The sequence below is a fragment of the Paramagnetospirillum magneticum AMB-1 genome (genome assembly GCF_000009985.1).
In the GTDB taxonomy this organism is placed as follows: Bacteria; Pseudomonadota; Alphaproteobacteria; order Rhodospirillales; family Magnetospirillaceae; genus Phaeospirillum; species Phaeospirillum magneticum.
Map to the genome: position 1 here is coordinate 4065438 of NC_007626.1, position 17704 is coordinate 4083141.

16 protein-coding genes and 1 pseudogene are annotated in these 17704 nt (G+C 63.0%); 13 read left to right on the plus strand and 4 right to left on the minus strand.

Annotation, left to right across the window (positions count from 1 at the left end):
• The first annotated feature begins 53 nt into the window (after nucleotides 1-53).
• From AMB_RS18720 to AMB_RS18730, 3 genes are all read left to right on the plus strand, one after another.
• Complete coding sequence (locus AMB_RS18720) at nucleotides 54-593, plus strand: PAS domain-containing protein (protein ID WP_011386056.1); 540 nt, start codon at nucleotides 54-56, stop codon at nucleotides 591-593.
• A gap of 9 nt (nucleotides 594-602) precedes the next feature.
• Nucleotides 603-1919, plus strand: a complete 1317-nt coding sequence (locus AMB_RS18725; protein WP_011386057.1) for a methyl-accepting chemotaxis protein — start codon at nucleotides 603-605, stop codon at nucleotides 1917-1919.
• 65 nt (nucleotides 1920-1984) lie between these two features.
• Entirely contained in the window at nucleotides 1985-2350 is a 366-nt protein-coding gene (locus tag AMB_RS18730; protein ID WP_011386058.1) for a hypothetical protein, read from the plus strand.
• A 21-nt stretch (nucleotides 2351-2371) separates the two neighbouring features.
• Here AMB_RS18730 and AMB_RS18735 read toward each other — a convergent pair whose 3' ends face one another.
• Entirely contained in the window at nucleotides 2372-2647 is a 276-nt protein-coding gene (locus AMB_RS18735; RefSeq protein ID WP_011386059.1) for a hypothetical protein, read from the minus strand.
• The gene (locus tag AMB_RS18740; RefSeq protein WP_043745220.1) at nucleotides 2644-3186 is read right to left on the minus strand and encodes a hypothetical protein; all 543 of its coding nucleotides are present in this window, start codon (nucleotides 3184-3186) and stop codon (nucleotides 2644-2646) included. Before AMB_RS18740 ends, AMB_RS18735 begins: the two co-directional genes overlap by 4 nt.
• Before the next feature lie 730 nt (nucleotides 3187-3916).
• Here AMB_RS18740 and AMB_RS18745 point away from each other — a divergent pair.
• On the plus strand, nucleotides 3917-4372 hold the full coding sequence (locus AMB_RS18745; protein ID WP_011386060.1) for a hypothetical protein: 456 nt from the start codon (nucleotides 3917-3919) through the stop codon (nucleotides 4370-4372).
• A 47-nt stretch (nucleotides 4373-4419) separates the two neighbouring features.
• Complete coding sequence (locus AMB_RS18750) at nucleotides 4420-4746, plus strand: DUF3768 domain-containing protein (RefSeq protein ID WP_011386061.1); 327 nt, start codon at nucleotides 4420-4422, stop codon at nucleotides 4744-4746.
• Between the two features lie 287 nt (nucleotides 4747-5033).
• Here AMB_RS18750 and AMB_RS18755 read toward each other — a convergent pair whose 3' ends face one another.
• Nucleotides 5034-6623, minus strand: coding sequence for a tyrosine-type recombinase/integrase (locus AMB_RS18755; protein ID WP_043745222.1), 1590 nt, complete (start codon nucleotides 6621-6623; stop codon nucleotides 5034-5036).
• Between the two features lie 183 nt (nucleotides 6624-6806).
• Nucleotides 6807-7100: pseudogene (locus AMB_RS18760) on the minus strand (AmmeMemoRadiSam system radical SAM enzyme); the annotation flags it as partial.
• 48 nt (nucleotides 7101-7148) lie between these two features.
• On the opposite strand from AMB_RS18760, the gene amrB reads away from it, so the two are divergent.
• The 8 genes from amrB (at nucleotide 7149) to lptF (ending at nucleotide 17703) form a co-directional block, all read left to right on the plus strand.
• A complete protein-coding gene (gene amrB, locus AMB_RS18765) occupies nucleotides 7149-8519 on the plus strand; it encodes an AmmeMemoRadiSam system protein B (RefSeq protein WP_011386062.1) in 1371 nt (456 codons plus the stop codon).
• A 130-nt stretch (nucleotides 8520-8649) separates the two neighbouring features.
• A complete protein-coding gene (locus AMB_RS18770) occupies nucleotides 8650-10848 on the plus strand; it encodes a xanthine dehydrogenase family protein molybdopterin-binding subunit (protein ID WP_011386063.1) in 2199 nt (732 codons plus the stop codon).
• Nucleotides 10845-11621: a 3'(2'),5'-bisphosphate nucleotidase CysQ gene (cysQ, locus tag AMB_RS18775; RefSeq protein WP_011386064.1), complete on the plus strand. Its 777-nt coding sequence runs from the start codon at nucleotides 10845-10847 to the stop codon at nucleotides 11619-11621. The genes AMB_RS18770 and cysQ overlap by 4 nt, the downstream gene beginning before the upstream one ends.
• A 381-nt stretch (nucleotides 11622-12002) precedes the next feature.
• Nucleotides 12003-12599 carry a GNAT family N-acetyltransferase gene (locus AMB_RS18780; RefSeq protein WP_011386066.1) on the plus strand — a complete coding sequence of 199 codons (597 nt, stop codon included), beginning with the start codon at nucleotides 12003-12005 and terminating at the stop codon, nucleotides 12597-12599.
• 61 nt (nucleotides 12600-12660) lie between these two features.
• A complete protein-coding gene (locus AMB_RS18785) occupies nucleotides 12661-13884 on the plus strand; it encodes a DUF2325 domain-containing protein (RefSeq protein WP_011386067.1) in 1224 nt (407 codons plus the stop codon).
• A 44-nt stretch (nucleotides 13885-13928) separates the two neighbouring features.
• Nucleotides 13929-14900 carry an L-threonylcarbamoyladenylate synthase gene (locus AMB_RS18790; RefSeq protein ID WP_043745227.1) on the plus strand — a complete coding sequence of 324 codons (972 nt, stop codon included), beginning with the start codon at nucleotides 13929-13931 and terminating at the stop codon, nucleotides 14898-14900.
• Nucleotides 14901-15103: 203 nt separating this feature from the next.
• Complete coding sequence (locus AMB_RS18795; RefSeq protein ID WP_043745229.1) at nucleotides 15104-16513, plus strand: FAD-binding oxidoreductase; 1410 nt, start codon at nucleotides 15104-15106, stop codon at nucleotides 16511-16513.
• A gap of 83 nt (nucleotides 16514-16596) precedes the next feature.
• A complete protein-coding gene (gene lptF / locus AMB_RS18800) occupies nucleotides 16597-17703 on the plus strand; it encodes an LPS export ABC transporter permease LptF (protein WP_011386070.1) in 1107 nt (368 codons plus the stop codon).
• The last annotated feature ends 1 nt before the right edge of the window (nucleotide 17704 follow it).

A 17704-nucleotide genomic window follows, 5' to 3' on the forward strand; every position in this document is an offset into this window, starting at 1 on the left:
GCCCCCTGCCAAGCGCCAGCTTGAGTCGCGCCAGCATATCGACGGAGGACGGAATGGCTCCACCCAATACATCGCTGACCGGACGTGAACGCACCTTCAAGGACGGCGAGATCATCGTCAGCAAGACCGATCCACAGGGAAAGCTGGTCTACGTCAACGATGTCTTCCTGGACGTGAGCGGCTTCGAGGAGCATGAGCTTCTGGGCAAGCCCCACTCGATCATCCGCCATCCCGAAATGCCCCGGTGCATCTTCAAGCTGCTGTGGGACACCATTTCCAGCGGCAACGAGCTGTTCGCCTATGTGAACAACCGGGCGAAAAACGGTGACAATTACTGGGTTCTGGCCCATGTCACCCCGAATTTTGATGCCAGCGGTTCCTCCATTATCGGCTACCACTCCAATCGGCGAGTTCCCGAGCGCAAGGCGCTCCAGGCTATCGAGCCGCTGTACAAGCGTCTTCTTGCCGAAGAACAGAAGCATGGCGACCGCAAGGCCGGTCTGCAGGCATCCTGGGCCATGCTCAACGCTGCCGTGTCGCAGGCGGGGTTCGATGCCTACGACCGTTTCATTTTCAGTGTCATCAACGGTTAGGGGGACGCCATGCTGCCCAATATCGATAGTCGTCAGGCATCGTCCCTGTTGATCGTGATCGTGATCGCCTTGACGGTTCTGGCGATCATTTCCCTGACGGGCGGTCCACTCGGTGGTCTTCAATGGATGGAATTGATCCTTTGCCTCGTTCTGGGGGGAGCCGGACTGCTCATTGGTGCCAGCCTGCGGGTCAGGGTCGGCAAGACCGCAGAATTCGTTGATCGGGCGACCCGCGTCGTTGCCGCCGCCGCCCAGGGGGATCTGAACGCCCGCATCACCAACATCGACCGCCGTCACCCCATCGCGTCATTGCTGAGCGGCATCAACCGTGTGCTCGACCTCTCGGAAGCCTTCGCCAAGGAGGCCAACACTGCGATGCAGTACGCAAATCAGCGGAAGTATTTCCGTACCATTCTGACCAAGGGGCTGCGGGGAGATTTCGTGACCTTCGCCACCACCATCAACCGGTCTTTGGCGATGATGGAGACCAATGAGAAGGCATTTGTAGCCTTCGCAGAGGAGAAGGTTCGACCGGTTGCTCGGGCGGTTGGAGGAGCCTCGTCGGCGCTGGCGGATAATGCCTCCAACCTGTCGGCCCAGGCATCGGATACCTCGCAACAGGCCATGACAGTCGCGGCAGCGGCGGAGCAGGCTTCGGTTAATGTGCAGGCTGTCGCTTCAGCGGTCGAGGAATTTTCGGCTTCGATCCGCGAAATCACCCAACAGGTCAATCGCGCTGCCTCTACGGCCCAGGAAGCCAGCGGTAAGGTAGAGCAAACCAATTCAGTGGTGCAGACCCTTGGCAATGCTGCTCAGCGTATCGGCGACGTGGTCAGTCTAATCCAGGATATCGCCAGCCAGACCAACCTGCTGGCGCTGAACGCCACCATCGAGGCGGCCCGTGCCGGCGAGGCCGGCAAGGGCTTTGCCGTGGTGGCCAATGAGGTGAAGAACCTTGCCAACCAGACAGCCAGAGCGACCGAGGACATTACACAGCAGGTTTCGCAAATCCAGGACGCGACTAAGGAGGCCGTTCAGGCCATGTCCGAAATCGGCGTGACGGTGGCTCAGATCGAGGAAACGTCCGCCGCCGTGGCCGGTGCGGTGGAAGAACAGAATGCTGTCACCCAGGAAATTGCCCGCAATGTAGCTGAAGCGGCTACCGGCACCCAGTCGGTATCGGAGGCCATCTCTCTGGTTCAGGCGGCGGCTAAAAACGCCTTGGACGGAGCCGCCGAGGTCTCGCACTCCTCCCAATCCATGTCACGGGACTCCTCCAACCTGATCGAGAACATCGACTCGTTCCTCGATAGGCTGCGAGCGTAAGAAGTTATTTCAAGGCGCCATACGTGGTGAAAATGGCTAAATACCCTTAAACCGAGGGTATCAACATGCGTCTTTACGAAATCATCCAAACACCACTGTCCGCCGATCTGTCCTATGACGTGAAATTCAACAGGCTGAAAGTGCGTAAGAAGCCGAGCCGGTCTGTCGATCACGAAAATGGACGTGTTGTGACCATACCCAACCAGCCCCCAAAGCTGACATTGAAGCACGTCCACAGAATGAAGCTGTTGCGACAGCGTTACCTGGAAACACAGCAAAAGCTGACAGCATTTCGTGGGTTGATGTATGGGGGGCATGCACATGCCGAGCAACTTGATCTCGGAAACATGCAATCCCGCATATCTCGGCATGAAAAGCTACAGGCCAAGCTGGACGACATGGCTATGCGTTATGTGAAAAGGACGATTTGAGGTCGTCCTTTTCGTTGCTTGTCAAACCGTCACGTCCACTCGCCAAATCCGCTTGATGCCCAAATGGCGCATTTTGAGGAGCAGGATGTTTTTCTCGGGCAAATGGCCCAGGTAATAGCTGCTGCTGGCATATTGGTCGGGATCAACCTCATGACCGAACATCCCCATTAGCTCTCGCTTATAAATTGGACACCACGTTTTCTTGTATCCGCGAGGAACCACTTCATCCATGAACTCCTTGTGGAAGCGCACTGCGGTAAATTCAATGAGGTAGCCGTAACTTTCCTTGGATTTCATAGTGGCGCCCTCCCATATGGTGCGGCTTGGGAGCCAAGTTCAGCTTGAAATTTATTGGATACAATCCCATCAACCTGTGCTGCCTGCGGCTTGCGAACGCCGCTGATTCCCAAGGCGTTGTAGTCGTCCTGCCAAACGTGGGTGTTGCGGCGATTGCCTCCTCGGTTGAGCTCCCGGCACATCAACCACTGAATGCTGAGTTCGTCGTCCCAACTGACAAAGATCAGCTCAGGCAAACTGCCTGCCGGATCAAGCAAGCACGTCCATCGCGGTATGTGCTGGCCATACAGCTTGGGTTTGAAGTCAGCGAGCACCATGTAATCAGCGTCGCGCTCACCGTTGATTTGCGGGATTTTGTCCATCAGCTCGGCTGTGACGTGAGCTGGGGCGCTGGTTTGCAGGTACCAATGATCCGGAGTGTGGAAATTTAGATAAAAAGCTTCAACGGCATCAACCTCAACAGATATGCTGTAGCCTTTGTGGAATTTTGAGCCCTTTTTGGGGTTCGTGTTGTACCAAAGTTTGAATATTTGTTTCATTACATTTGCCTCCTTGTAATTCAAACGTGGAAAAGGGCGACGCTGGAAACGTCGCCCTTGGTTTGATTAACTGGCAGGCAATGAAACTGGCCTTGCTGGCACTTGTATTTATCTGTGAATGCAATTCCGCATGCATGAAATCTGCGGGTTGAGCTGAAATTTTATCAACACATTCACGTCCTGTGTTCCCGTCGCGTGTTCCTGTCATGTGTTCCGAAGGAACATCCCGTAGGGAAGCGTCATGTGTTTGTCGTCGTGTGTTTATCCATGAGGCCCAGGCCTGCACCAAGGCAGAGTGGTGGGCTCCAAACACCCGACTTTGGGCTTCCGCCCTATTCAACACATGACGAACACGCGACTGAACATCTGACGTAAATTGCTCTTTGAAATAAATTAAATTCATTTCCTTATCCAGTTAATCAAGCAGGTCAATGCGCTATCTTCAACACTAGACATCCCATAAAGGCACGTCGACTGAACCACACTGACCTACATGTATATTTAGCTTTCGATGCGGGAATTAGGCCAATTGAATTCGCTATGATCAGCATTATTTTGGGATTTCGGGAAGATGGTGGCCAATTGGCCACCTTTAAACCCATGTATGGAGCCGGTTAGGCTGATATCTCTAAAATTATCTTCACGCATGAAGATAATTCCCTTTCAGGGGAGACCCATGAATCCAATTGGGTGACGTTAGCTCCAGTGCAATCACGCCCTGGAGGCAATCATGTCCATCAAGAACCTCGAATTTTCCACCATTGCTCCGCCCAAGGTTTCGCGGAATGCGATGAATACCAAGACCCGTGCCCGCTCCAAGTTCATCGCCGCCGTGGTCAATCAGATCGGTGCCGTTGAAGCGGCGATTTCGGGTAAGAGCTTCGCCGTCCAGAAGGTGCGTCGCATCACGGGTGAAGATGGATCGCACCGTCAGGTAAGCCATGATGTGCAGGTGCGACCCTGGTGGTTCCTCCAGGGTGATGTTTTCTATCTGGCTCCCAAGTATGCCAATCAGCCGCTGACGCTCGGTGCGAACAAGTCCAAGCCCACAGTGGTGTGCGGCAAGAGCCTGTCCGATGTGGCCGCCACGCTGAACACCGTCAAGGCTGCCGCTGAAGCGGGTGAGCTGGATGATGTGCTCGAAGCCCAGGCAATCACCGCTCGTAAGCGAATGACTAAGAAGTAGAGGAACCATAGGGGGCTTCGGCCCCCTTTTCTTTTTGGAGCCATCGCATGCAACGCATCCGAATCATCCGCGAATTGAATGATCAGCTCCGACAGTATGGCATCGGCGGCAAGGTCTACATCACATCCGGCATACAGGCCCTTGAGGAGTGGCTGGGCCGCGCCATTATCACCACCGTCCGTGAGTTCGATCAATTCGATCAAAGCAACGATCCATATGGCGAGCATGACATGGGTGCGGTGGATGTAGCAGGTACAAAGGCCATGTGGAAAATCGACTACTACGATCCGTCGATTACCTACGCCAGCGATGATCCTGCTGATCCGCAAAAAACCGTTCGCGTGCTCACGATCATGCTCGCCGATGAATATTGAATAGTGCCAAAAGAGCAGATCAGAAAATTTTAATACTTAAAATTCATGAAGCGCCGCTGTTGCGGCGTTTTGTGCTTTCACCGGACAGGGCATCCCTGCCGCATAGCCTCGCTCAAAAACGCGTTTTAACGCTCATACAACGCGATTTGCGAAGGGCCCGCCGCCCAACTAGCATAAATCGACAACGCCGCTGTGCGAGCGGAAAATCGCGCGAACTCGAAATCTGCGGGCGCCAGCTAGCGATGAGGCATCAAGGCAAATGCCAGGCACTTGCAAAGCTGCTGCACTTATTTTCGGGTACGGACATCTGGAACGTCATTTTCGATTCGAATGAAGTATTCGCCATCCTTCGGTGAACCTCCAGCCTTCTTGTCCACCTTTTGCCGCCTGACTAGCACCGGTGCAGTTTTCTCTTTATTGACCCGTGTGATCATGCGTGCCTGGAAGCTATCCAAGCCTTCCGGGATATTCTTCCTTACGGAAGTGAGCACAGTGGCTTTTTGCATATTAGAGACATGACCATAGTGCTTCTCGATCATCTCCACGCTGGTTCCCATGTTTTTTGCCAGCGTGTAAGCATCCACATTATCCCCATACAATAGGCGGAAGGTCGCGTAGGTGTGCCTGAAGGAATAGGCTGAAAATTTCCTGCCGAATCTGTCATGGGTTATTTTCGAAAACTCAAAAGCTTTTTCGACAGGCCTCTCTATTGCGCCTAACTGCGTACCGTTAAAATTGCAAAACACCCATGAATCTGGCTCACAAGGCAATTGATGTTTCTTTTGAAATCGGATCAATTCCTCAACCACACTCCAGCACACAGGCATTGGGACGGTATCCCTCTCACCGGTCTTTCTCGCGGGATTGACGTGTATGACAAGTTGATTTTGGCCGTTTTCGTCCTTAAATGCGGAAAAGTCCCTCCACCGCAAGGTCTTGGCCTCTAGCGGCCGAAGTCCACTATGCACTAGCAACTCACAAAAAAGGCGAGCCATCGTGCGGGGGACAAAGTGCTGTGGGCGAGGCGATTCCCGTTCCCATTCTTTGGCTTTCTTTAGAAATTTGACCCACTGCGGGTGTTCCAGAGCTGGGCGGCGATTTCTTTCCAGCTTTACCGGGACCTCAAGCTGTGGCTTGCGGGCAATAAACTTATTGCGCTCCGCCCACTTGAAAAATTGGGAAAGCGCATCTTTTTCGGCATACAGCAATGCCGAGGATGGCTCGACCGCAACCTTACCTGAAAGACGCTGAAGTTCGTCCGAATGACTGCGCCAGTAATTAATCCTCCAGCTCCAATATTTTTCCACATACAGGTCATCAATGAGATCGAATGCCCTTTCATCGAAATACTCGAAGAAATACCTCCGGGCAAATCCCTCGAATGTTTTAATCCTATTTTGCGTATAGTACACGCCTCGCTCATCCAGCCATTTCTTCCAGATTCGGCTGAATTTGTGCCTCCCGTAAGGAATGCCGTGTCTCTCTTTGATCTCCACTTCTCGCTTTAAGTCCCTTGCCGCACTTAAAGCCTCAGCCAGATCATTGTGGCGCGTACTTTTTACAAGCCAATCCCCTTTGGGAGTTTTAATCCGCGCTTGCCACGGCCCGTTCACCGTATCGGTGCGCCGGTAGAGCAGTATGTCGCCATTTTCGAATGAATGTTTTTCCGGGGATACGACTTGGTGCTCAGCCAGAACTTCAAAACTGTAAAGCTCAAGAGCGAATGCCTTGGCGACATCAATGTCACTAGACTTGGTGGAGCGCCGCAATGAGGCCCCACCCTTTAAGCGAAGCTTGCACTGCCATACGCCGCGCTTGCTAGCATCCGGACGCCTGTAAAGCGTTATCTCACCATCGTTTAGAACGACCTGCTCCATCCCCGTCCCGCACACCTGTGTCAAAAACTGTGTTGGCGCAAAACGAGCATATTGGATCTGACTGAATTTTCAAAGATAAATCTGTGTGTAAAACTGTGTGTTAAAATTTTTATCCACACACAGATTTCATAACACACTGATATTCATGGATTTTATATGTAAATAATCATCTGTCAGGATTTTCTGGCAGAACTTGCAGGTCAGGTTGCAGCCCGCCGTGCCGAAGGACAGGATGGGCGTGCCGGGCAGGAAGTGATTGAGCGGCTTCTTCTCGACGGGATCGACGCAGAACCCGGACGAGCGGCCATAGGTGGTCAGCACCATCGCTCCGCCATCATTGGCCCGCACGAAACAGAGCCCCCTCTGGCCGTCGTTCAGCTTGCACTCGCGCGGGCAGACGTCGCACTGCACCCGCCCATCGTCGAGGGCATGCCAGTAGCGTCCCGGAAAGTGTGAACCCTGGATGGCGTCGTTCATGGGGGAAGAGTACCATATCGGCGTCACATTTTCGCGCCCGAGGCCGCCATGACCGCCATCCGCCCCACCGCCGTGGCAGGACAGTTCTATCCCGCCGATTTCGCCGAGGCCAACCGGCAGCTCACCGCCTTTCTCGACGGCGCGGTCGCCGCGCCTTGCGCCGGGCGTCGGCCAAAGGCGCTGATCGCGCCGCATGCCGGCTGGGTCTATTCCGGCCCGGTGGCGGCGGGGGCCTATGCCCTGCTGAAGCCCTTCCGGGGCAGCTGGTCCCGCGTGGTGCTGCTGGGCCCCAGCCACCGGGTGGCGTTCCAGGGCATGGCGCTGTCCTCGGCGGACCAGTGGGCCTCGCCGCTGGGCGCCGTGCCCCTGGACAAGGACTGGTCGCGCCTCGCGGGCGTGGCCGGGGTAGGCGTGCTGGATCAGGCCCATGCCCAGGAGCATTCCCTGGAGGTGCACGTCCCCTTCCTGCAGGCCACCATCGGCGAGTTCACCCTGCTGCCGGTAGTGATCGGCGATTCCTCGCCCGAGATGGTGGCCGGGCTGCTGGAGGCCCTGTGGGGCGGTGACGAGACGCTGATCGTCATCTCCACCGACCTCTCCCACTATCTGCCCTACGAGCAATGCCGCAGCACCGACGGCCAGACCGTCGCCGCCATCGAGCACATGGATGCCGCCGCCCTGTCCCGCGACGGCGCCTGCGGCCGTCTTCCGGTGGGCGGGCTGCTGACCGCCGCCAAGCGCCGGGGGCTGGAGATCGTCACCCTGGACGTGCGCAATTCCGGCGATACCGCCGGGCCGAAGGACCGGGTGGTGGGTTACGGCGCCTGGGCCCTGTTTGAGACGGAGACACGCATGAGCGACGCCGACCAGATCAAGGCCGTGGGCCAGACCCTGCTGGAACTGTCCTGGGCCTCCATCCGCCACGGGCTGGAGACCGGAAGCCCCGCCGCCCCGCCCGCCGAGCGTCCCGGCATTCTGGGGCAGCCCGGCGCGGTGTTCGTCACCCTGAACCGCCAGGGAGGCTTGCGCGGCTGCATCGGTTCGGTGATCGCCTGGCGCCCCCTGGCCGAGGATTTGGTGGACAACGCCTTCAAATCCGCCTTCAAGGACCCGCGCTTTCCGCCCTTGACCCCCGAGGAGCTGGAGGGGCTTTCCCTGTCGCTCTCCGTCCTCACGCCCCCCGTCCCCATGAGTTTCCGCGACGAGGCCCACATGCTGGAGCAATTGCGGCCGCGCACCGACGGCCTGATCATCGAGGATGGCGGAAGGCGCGCCCTGTTCCTGCCCTCGGTGTGGGAGCAGTTGCCCGACAAGCATGCCTTCCTGGCCCACCTCAAGGCCAAGGCCGGCATGCCCCCCGGCCACTGGTCGCCAAGCTTCAAGGCCTCGCGCTTCCAGGCGGTGGAGATCGGCAAGTGAGCCCCCCGCCTGTCATCCCGAGCGTAGCCGAGGGATCTCCACCCGGCGCGACGGGGCCAGATCGGGCAAGCCTTGCCAGAATGCGATCCCTCCTCCCGATGGTCGTCGGGATGATAGCCACGGTGGCGCCATGAAGCGCTTCGGCTTCGGCCAAAGCCGCACCCGGGTCGAAGACCTGCGCTTCCTCACCGGGGGCGGGTGCTATACCGACGACATCAACCTGACCGGTCAGTCATACGGCATGGTGGTGCGCTCGCTGCTGCCCCATGCCGATGTGACGGTGGATGCGGTGGCGGCGCGGGCCATGCCCGGCGTGCTGCTGGTCCTCACCGCGGCCGAGATGGCCGAACAGGGCATCGGCCCCATGGTCTGCGGCTTCCTGCCCGAGGACGCGGTGCCCCGGCACCCCCGCCCGGTCATCGCCGGTCCCCGCACCCGCCACGCGGGCGAGCCCCTGGCCTTCGTGGTGGCCGAGACCCTGGCCCAGGCCCGCGATGCCGCCGAGGCGGTGCTGGTGGACTACCATCCCTTACCCGCCACGCCCCACGACGCCTTTGTCTGGGAGATGGGCGACGCGTCCCGGGTGGCCGAGGCCTTCGCCCGGGCCGCCAGGGTGGTGGAACTTGACCTGATCAACAACCGCCTGGCTCCCACCGCCATGGAACCGCGGGCCTGCCTGGCCCGGCCCTTGCCCGGCGGGCGGCTGGAACTGACCGCCGGCAGCCAGGGCGTGCACGAGATCAGGGACCGCCTCGCCCCCGTCCTCGGCATCGCCGCCGACCGCCTGGACGTCATCACCCCCGATGTGGGCGGCGGCTTCGGGCTCAAGATCAGCCCCTTCCCGGAACAGGCCATGGCGCTGGTGGCGGCGCGGATTCTCGACCGACCGGTCAAGTGGACCGGCGACCGCACCGAGAGCTTCCTGTCCGACACCCACGGACGCGGCCATCTGAGCACGGCCCGCCTCGCCCTCGACGCCGAGGGCCGCTTCCTCGGCCTGCAGGTGGAGACCGTGGCGGACCTGGGAGCCTATATCTCCAATTACGGCGCCTTCGTCCCCACCCTGGCGGGGACCGGCATGCTGACCGGGGTTTACGACATTCCCGCCTTCCATGCCCGGGTGCGGGCCATCCATACTCACACCACCCCGGTGGACGCCTATCGCGGCGCCGGGCGGCCCGAGGCGGCCTATTGCATCGAGCGGCTGGTGGATGCGGCGGCCCACGACACCGGCCTGTCGCCGGTGGAGATCCGCAAGCGCAATTTCATTCCGCCCGACGCCTTCCCCTATGCCAGCGCCGGACGCCACACCTATGATTCCGGCGAGTTCGCCCGGGTGATGGACCGGGCGCTGGAACGTTCCGGCTGGGCGGATTTCGCCTCCCGGCAGGCGGACAGCACGGCCCGGGGCAGGAAACGCGGCATCGGCCTCGCCTATTACATCGAAATCTGCGGCGGCACCTCGGGCGAGGACGTGACCCTGACGCTTTCGCCCGACGGCGGGGCCGAGATCCTGGTAGGCACCCAGTCCAACGGCCAGGGTCACGAGACCGCCTATGCCCAGATGGTCGCCGCCGAGCTTGGCCTCGCGATCGAGCGCGTCCGGGTGATCCAGGGCGACACGCGGCGGATCGGGACGGGCGGCGGCACCGGCGGGTCGCGCTCGCTGTCCCAGCAGGGCGGCGCCATCGCCTCGGCGGTGGAATCCTTCATCGAGCACCTGCAGCCCCAGGCCGCCCGGCTGCTGCAGGCCGAGCGGGCGGAGTTCGACGCGGGCTTTTACCGGGCGGCGGGCGGTTCGGTGTCCTTCGCCCAGGTGCTGGCCGAAGCGGAAACGCCCCTGGCGGCCAGCCTGCGCTTCCGTCCCCCGGCCGCCACCTTTCCCAATGGCTGCCACGTCTGCGAGGTGGAGGTGGACCCCGAGACGGGCGAGACCGAAATCGTCCGCTACACCATCGTCGACGACGTGGGCACCGTGCTCAATCCCCTGCTGTTGAAGGGCCAGATCGTCGGCGGCGCCGTCCAGGGCATCGGCCAGGCCCTGCTGGAACATGCGGTCTTCGACCCGGAAAGCACCCAGCCGCTGACGTCCAGCCTGATCGATTACGCCGTGCCCCGCGCCGCCCACATCCCCGAGATCGACTTTTCCACCGTGGAAATCCCGTGCCGCACCCACCCCCTGGGGCTCAAGGGCGCCGGCGAGGCGGGAACCATCGGCGCGGCGCCCGCCGTGATCAATGCCCTATGCAACGCCCTGGAACTCCGCCATATGGACATGCCGGCCACGCCGCTGGCGGTGTGGAACGCCCTGAACGGAAAGCTCGAATGACCCTGCCCGCCGATCTCGCGCCCCTGCTTCGCCCCCTGGAGGACCTGGCCCGCCGGGCCGGCGCGGTGGTGATGGAGGTCTACAACTCCGACTTCGCCGTGCGCGACAAGACCGATTCCTCGCCGGTCACCGAGGCCGACGAGCGGGCCGAGGCCATCATCCTGCCCGGCCTCGCCGCCCTGACCCCCGGCGTGCCGGTGGTGGCAGAGGAATCCGTGGCGGCCGGGACCATCCCCGCCATCGGCTCCGGCCCGTTCTGGCTGGTGGACCCGGTGGACGGCACCAAGGAATTCATCAAGCGCAACGGCGAGTTCACCGTCAATATCGGCCTGATCCGGGACGGCGTTCCGGTGCTGGGCGTGGTGCTGGCCCCGGCACGCGGCGAGTTGTGGTCGGGCACCGGCGCCACCGCCTTCAAGGAAGATGCGAACGGCCGCCGCCCCATCGCCTGCCGCCCGCTCCCCGCGTCGGGCGCCGTGATCATGACGTCGCGCTCCCACCGCGAGCCCGAGTCCCTGGACAAATGGATGGCGCAGTTCCCCGGGGCCACCCTGGGCTTCGCCGGCTCGTCCTTGAAGTTCTGCCTGGTGGCCGAGGGCGCCGCCGACCTCTATCCCCGCTTTGGCCCCACCAGCGAATGGGACATCGCGGCGGCCAGCGCCGTGCTGATGGCGGCAGGCGGCAGCGTCACCACCTTTGACGGCCTTCCCATGGCCTATGGCAAAACACCCAAGTTCCTCAACCCCGACTTCATTGCCCGCGGACGAGGGTAATTCCCTCAAAAAGGGCGGCATCCCGCACCAGGGGCGCAGGTAAAACTCCTTGCTTTTTTGGCGGAATTGCGCGACTATTTTCGGGTGACGGGTTTCCCGCCACCCAACAGCCGCCGTAATGCACGTACGGTGACTTGGAGACGGCTCACAACCTAAAGAGGTTGTGGCGGCGCGCGACACCGCCCCTGGGGCCGTCCCTGCAAGAAGCGTCAGAAAAGGCCGCCGGTTCGTCCGTCGGCCTTTTCGCTTTTGGCGAGGCCCGACAATCCTTGGCGGGCGACAGCCCCGCATGCCCCCATGCATCCCTTGACACATAAGTTTATGTTGCACTGCAACATAAACTGCCTATCTCATGGTCAGACCAGTTGAAGGAGGTCGGCCATGCTGATCCGCAGACTTTATACCCATGAACGCGCCGCCTATGCCGATCACCTGAAGCGGCTGTCGCCCGATGACCGCCGCCTGCGCTTTGCCCGCTCCGGCGTGGCCGATCAGGTGATCGACGACTATGTCGCCGCCATCGGCATCGACGACCTGATTCTCGCCGCCTTCGCCGACGACCAGTTGGTGGGCGCCGCCCATGTGGCGCTCAACGGCTCGCTGGCCGAGGTGGGGGTCAGCGTCGACCAGGACCATCGCACCGACGGTATCGGCTCCAAGCTGCTGCGTCAGGCGGCGTCCTTCGCCCGTAACCGCCGGGCCGAGAAGCTTTACACCCTGTGCCTGTCGGATAACCGCTCCATGGTGGCCCTGGCGCGGCGCAGCGGCATGCAGGTCCATTTCGAGGGCGGCGAGGCCGAGGCGTTCCTGGATCTGCCCCCGCCCGATCCGCTGACGGTGACCGAGGAGATCAACACCGGCCTGTTCGCGGTGTTCCACGACTGGGCCGAGATGATGGATTCCTACAGCGCCATGCTGGTGGGAGGCTCGGCGGTGGAGCCGCTGCTGGAAGCGACGGGGCTGGCGAAGACCGCTTGACAGGGAGGCTCCGCCCGGAGCAAATTGCGAGTAATTCGCATTTGCATCTCAGGAGCCGTCTATGTGTGAGCAATGCCACCCCGCCTTCGCCCCGCCCGCCGACTCTCCGCGTCACCGCGCCCGGCTGTGGGAAATCGACAGCCAATGGCATTGCACCATCATCGGCACCTGCCTCAGCCTGGGTGAGCTGAAGGGGGCCGCCACTCGCCTCAAGGTCCGGATGCCGTCGGCCCGGCCGCGGGCCTATGAAATCCATACCGGGATGATTCATCTGGCGTCGCGGGAGCGGCTGGTGGGCAAGGCCCTGACCAAGCTTCTCGACCGCAAGCACGCCGCCGCCATCAACCGCGCCAAGTCGCTGGTGGGCGAGGATTCCCTGGCCGCGTGGTGGGAGGATGGCCTGACCCGGGGCGAGGTGGCCGCCGCCTGCTGGGCGGCCATGAGCCATCCGGATGCCACGGATTCGCTCCGCAACCGCATCTTCGGCGATATCCACATGCTGTCCCATCAGGTGGGGGCGGCGGCGCGGGCCGATCTCAAATCCATCCACCAGCTCGAACGCGACAAGGCCGAGTTGGAGGCCAAGGTGGCGCGGCAGCAGGACCGCCTGAAGGCCGAGATCGGCAAGCGCAACGCCGAGATCCGCGAATTGCGCCAATTGCTCGACCAGGAAGCCGCCGAATCCCGCCGTCTCGCCCATGCCGCCCAATCGGCCGGCGAGATGGACCGGCTGCACCATACCCTGGGCGAGATGCGTCACCTGCTGGAGGTGGAAACCGCCTTCCGCCAGGTGGCCGAGGACGAGGCCCGCCGCCTGCAGGCCCAGGCCCGCGACCGGGATGCGGAGACCGACCGCCTGGAGCGGGAGTTGCGCGAGATGCGCGACGAGCTGGCCGCCTCGGAAAGCCGCCTCGCCGCCACACTGTCCCCACCCACCGACGGCGTGGCCGAGTGCGGCGAGGATTGCGCCCGGCTGGATCTGTGCGGCCGCTGCATCCTGTTCGTCGGCGGCCGCAACCAGCACCTACCCCATTTCCGCCGGCTGGTGGAAGAGGCCGGCGGCACCTTCACCCACCACGACGGCGGCTTCGAGGAAAGCATGGGCCGCCTGCACTCCCTGTTCGGCCGCGCCGACGCGGTGCTGTTCCCGGTGGACAGCGTCAGCCACGGCGCCCATGACGAGGTCAAGCGCCTGTGCCGCCGTTGGGAAAAGCCCTTCGTCCCGGTCCGCCGCTCCGGCCTCGGAGCCTTCATCCGGGCGCTGTCCACGGTGGCGGGGCAGTAGGTCCCCCCTTTTCCGCCGGGGCGGGAATGGACTATGGTCCGGGCATGAGCACGCATGCCCCCGTTTCCATCCTCGCCGCCGATCCGGCCGCCATCGCGCGGGCCGGGCGGGTGCTGGCCGAGGGCGGGCTGGTGGCCTTTCCCACCGAGACGGTCTACGGGCTGGGCGGCGACGCCACCTCGGACGCAGCGGTGGCCGCCATCTTCAAGGCCAAGGGCCGCCCCAGCTTCAACCCGCTGATCGCCCATGTCAGCAGCCTGGAACAGGCCGCCGCCCTGGTGGAGCTTGGCGCCGACGCCCATCTGCTGGCCGAGCGCTTCTGGCCCGGCCCCCTGACCCTGGTGCTGCGGCGCCGCGCCGATTCCCCCGTCTCGCTGCTGGCCTCGGCCGGTCTCGACTCGGTGGCGGTGCGCATGCCCGACCATCCGGTGGCCCTGGCCCTGATCAAGGCCGCCGGCCGCCCCCTGGCGGCCCCCTCGGCCAACCGCTCGGGCCGCGTCAGCCCGACCAGAGCCGAGCACGTGGCCCAATGCCTGGAGGGCCGCATCGCCATGGTGCTGGACGGCGGCCCCTGCCGGGTCGGCGTGGAGTCCACCGTGCTGGACCTGTCCGAGGAGCCGCCCACCCTGCTGCGTCCCGGCGGCATCACCGCCGACGAGCTGGAGGCCGCCCTGGGCCGTCCCATCCGCCGCGCCCTGGAGACCCCCGACGCGCCGCGTTCGCCCGGCCAGTTGGAAAGCCATTACGCCCCCGCCCTGCCGGTGCGCCTGAACGCCACCGGGGCCGAGCCGGGCGAAGCACTGCTGGGTTTCGGCCCCGCCCCCGATTGCGTCCTCAACCTGTCGCCCAAGGGCGACCTGAGCGAAGCCGCCGCCCATCTGTTCGCCATGCTGCGCGCCCTGGACCGCCCCGATTATCGGGGCATCGCCGTCATGCCCATCCCCGGGCGAGGGCTGGGTCTGGCCATCAACGACCGCCTGAAGCGCGCCGCGGCGCCAAGGGACACACAGAAATGAGCGAGGCGAAGCCGAAGCGCGGCGCCATTGAGGCGCCCGGAGCGCAGCGGAGGAGCCAAGGGCGCGCCAGCGACCGCCCGGCACCTGAGGGACAAACTTCGAGCGAGGCGAAGCCGAAGCGCGGCGCCATTGAGGCGCCCGGAGCGCAGCGGAGGAGCCAAGGGCGCGCAAGCGCCCGCCCGGCGTCTGAGGGACAAACAGAAATGAGCATTCTCCACGCCTTGAGCGCCATCGTCGGCCCCGGCAACGTCATCACCGAGGCTTCCGACCTCGCCCCCTATCTGGTGGAGGAGCGCGGCCTGTACCAAGGCGCCGCCTTGGGCGTCGTCCGCCCCGGCTCCACCGCCGAGGTGGCCGAGGTGGTCAGGCTTTGCGCCGCCGCCGGCATTCCCATGGTGCCCCAGGGCGGCAATACCGGCCTGTGCGGCGGCGGCGTGCCGTCCGAGGACGGACAGAGCGTGGTGATCTCCACCGAGCGCCTGACCCGCATCCGCGCCGTCGACCCGGTGGACTTCACCCTGACCGCCGAGGCGGGTTGCGTGCTGGCCAATCTGCAGCAGGCGGCGGAAGAGGCCGGCTGCCTGTTCCCGCTCAGCCTGGGCGCCGAGGGCTCGTGCCGCATCGGCGGCAACATCTCCACCAATGCCGGCGGCACCAATGTGCTGCGCTATGGCAATACCCGCGATCTGGTGCTGGGCCTGGAGGTGGTGCTGCCCGACGGGCGGGTGTGGAACGGGCTGAAGCGGCTGCGCAAGGACAATACCGGCTATGCGCTGCAGCACCTGTTCATCGGCGCCGAGGGCACCCTGGGCATCGTCACCGCCTGCGTGCTGAAGCTGTTCCCCCGCCCGCGCGAGATCGCCACCGCCTTCGTCGCCCTGGCCGATCTCGAGGCGGCCCTGCCCCTGTTCTCCCGCGCCCGCACCGCCAGCGGCGATTCGGTCACCGCCTGCGAACTGGTGCCCCGCCGGGGGCTGGAACTGGGCATGCGCCACGTTCCCGGCGTGCGCGCCCCCTTTGCCGCGTTCCATGACTGGATGCTGCTGCTGGAACTGTCGTCGTCGCGGCCCGGCGGCCTGCGCGAGGCCTTGGAGGAGATGCTGGGCCAGGCCTTCGAGGACGGGCTGGCGGTGGATGCGGTGATCGCCGAAAGCGATGCCCAGCGCGCCGACTTCTGGCGCATCCGCGAAGCCATTCCCGAGGCCCAGAAGAAGGAGGGCGGCTCCATCAAGCACGACGTGGCGGTGGCCACGTCGCGCGTGCCAGAGATGATCCGCCGCTGCACCCGCGCCGTGGAGGCCGCCATGCCCGGCGTGCGGGTGGTACCCTTCGGCCATCTGGGCGACGGCAACACCCATTTCAATCTCACCCAGCCGGAAGGGGCGGACAAGGCCGCCTTCCTGGCCCGCTGGGAGGAGATGAACCGCATCGTCCACGACATCGTGGTCGAGATGGAGGGCTCCATCTCCGCCGAGCACGGCATCGGACGCCTCAAGGTGGACGAACTGGCCCACTACAAGCCGGGCGTCGACCTGGATCTGATGGCGCGGATCAAGGGAGCGCTGGACCCGCTGGGGCAGATGAATCCGGGCAAGATCCTGCGCCGGCCATGAATTAGCGAAGGCCCTCACCTTTCGCTGTTCCGCCGCAAGGCCTATGTCTATAATCCCGCGCCATGTCGGGGATTACGCGATACATGATGCGCCAGATGCTGGTGGGGATGATCTTCGTCTCCGCCGCGCTGGCCTGTGTCCTGTGGCTGACCCAGTCGTTGCGCTTCGTCGAGATGATCGTCAACAAGGGGCTGTCCATCGGCGCCTTCCTGAAGCTGACCATCCTGCTGATGCCGGGCTTCCTGGTGGTGATCATCCCGATTTCCCTTTTCGCCGTAGTGCTTTTCACCTACAACCGCTTGATTGCGGACCGGGAACTGGTGGTTCTGCGCGCTGCGGGGCTCAGCCATCTGGCCCTGGCGCGGCCGGCGGTCATTCTCGGCCTGGCGGTCAGTGCCGTGGGCTACATGCTCAGTTGCTGGATCATTCCGGTCACCGTGCGCAGCTTCCACGAGATGCAGTGGACCATCCGCAACGACATCGGCAACGTGTTGCTGCAGGAAGGCATGTTCAACAAGTTCGGCGAGGGCTTGACCATCTACGTCCGCTCGCGCACCCCCAACGGCGAACTCACCGGCCTGCTGGTCCATGACAAGCGCCATGCCCAGCGCCCGGTCACCCTGATGGCCGAGCGCGGCGCCCTGGTCTATACCGAGCAGGGTCCCCGCGTGCTGATGGTCAACGGCAATCGCCAGGAAGTGACCCCCGGCACCGGCAAGCTGTCGCTGCTGTATTTCGACAATTACACCGTGGACTTCAACACCGCCACCGGCGCCAAGCACGACCGGGTCCGTGATGCCCGCGAACGCTCGACGCTGGAACTGCTGGCCATCGACAGCAGCATGGAGAACAAGGGGGAGTTGCGCCGGTTCAAGTCCGAGCTGCATTCCCGCCTGACCTCGCCGCTGTACAGCCTGGGCTTTCCCCTGCTGGCCGCCGCGGTCCTGCTGACCTCGGGCTTCGACCGGCGGGGCCAGACCGCCCAGGTGATCACCGCCACGGCCCTGATGGTGGCGGTTCAGGCGCTGGCGCTTGGCGCCTCCAACCTGTCGTCGGGCAATCTGGCCTTCGTGCCGCTCATCTACATCAATGCAGCCCTTCCCATCGCCCTCGGCCTCTGGGTCCTGGCGCGCCCGCCGTGGCCGCGTCGCCGGACCAATGCGGCCTCCGGCACGGCTACGGCGACATAGG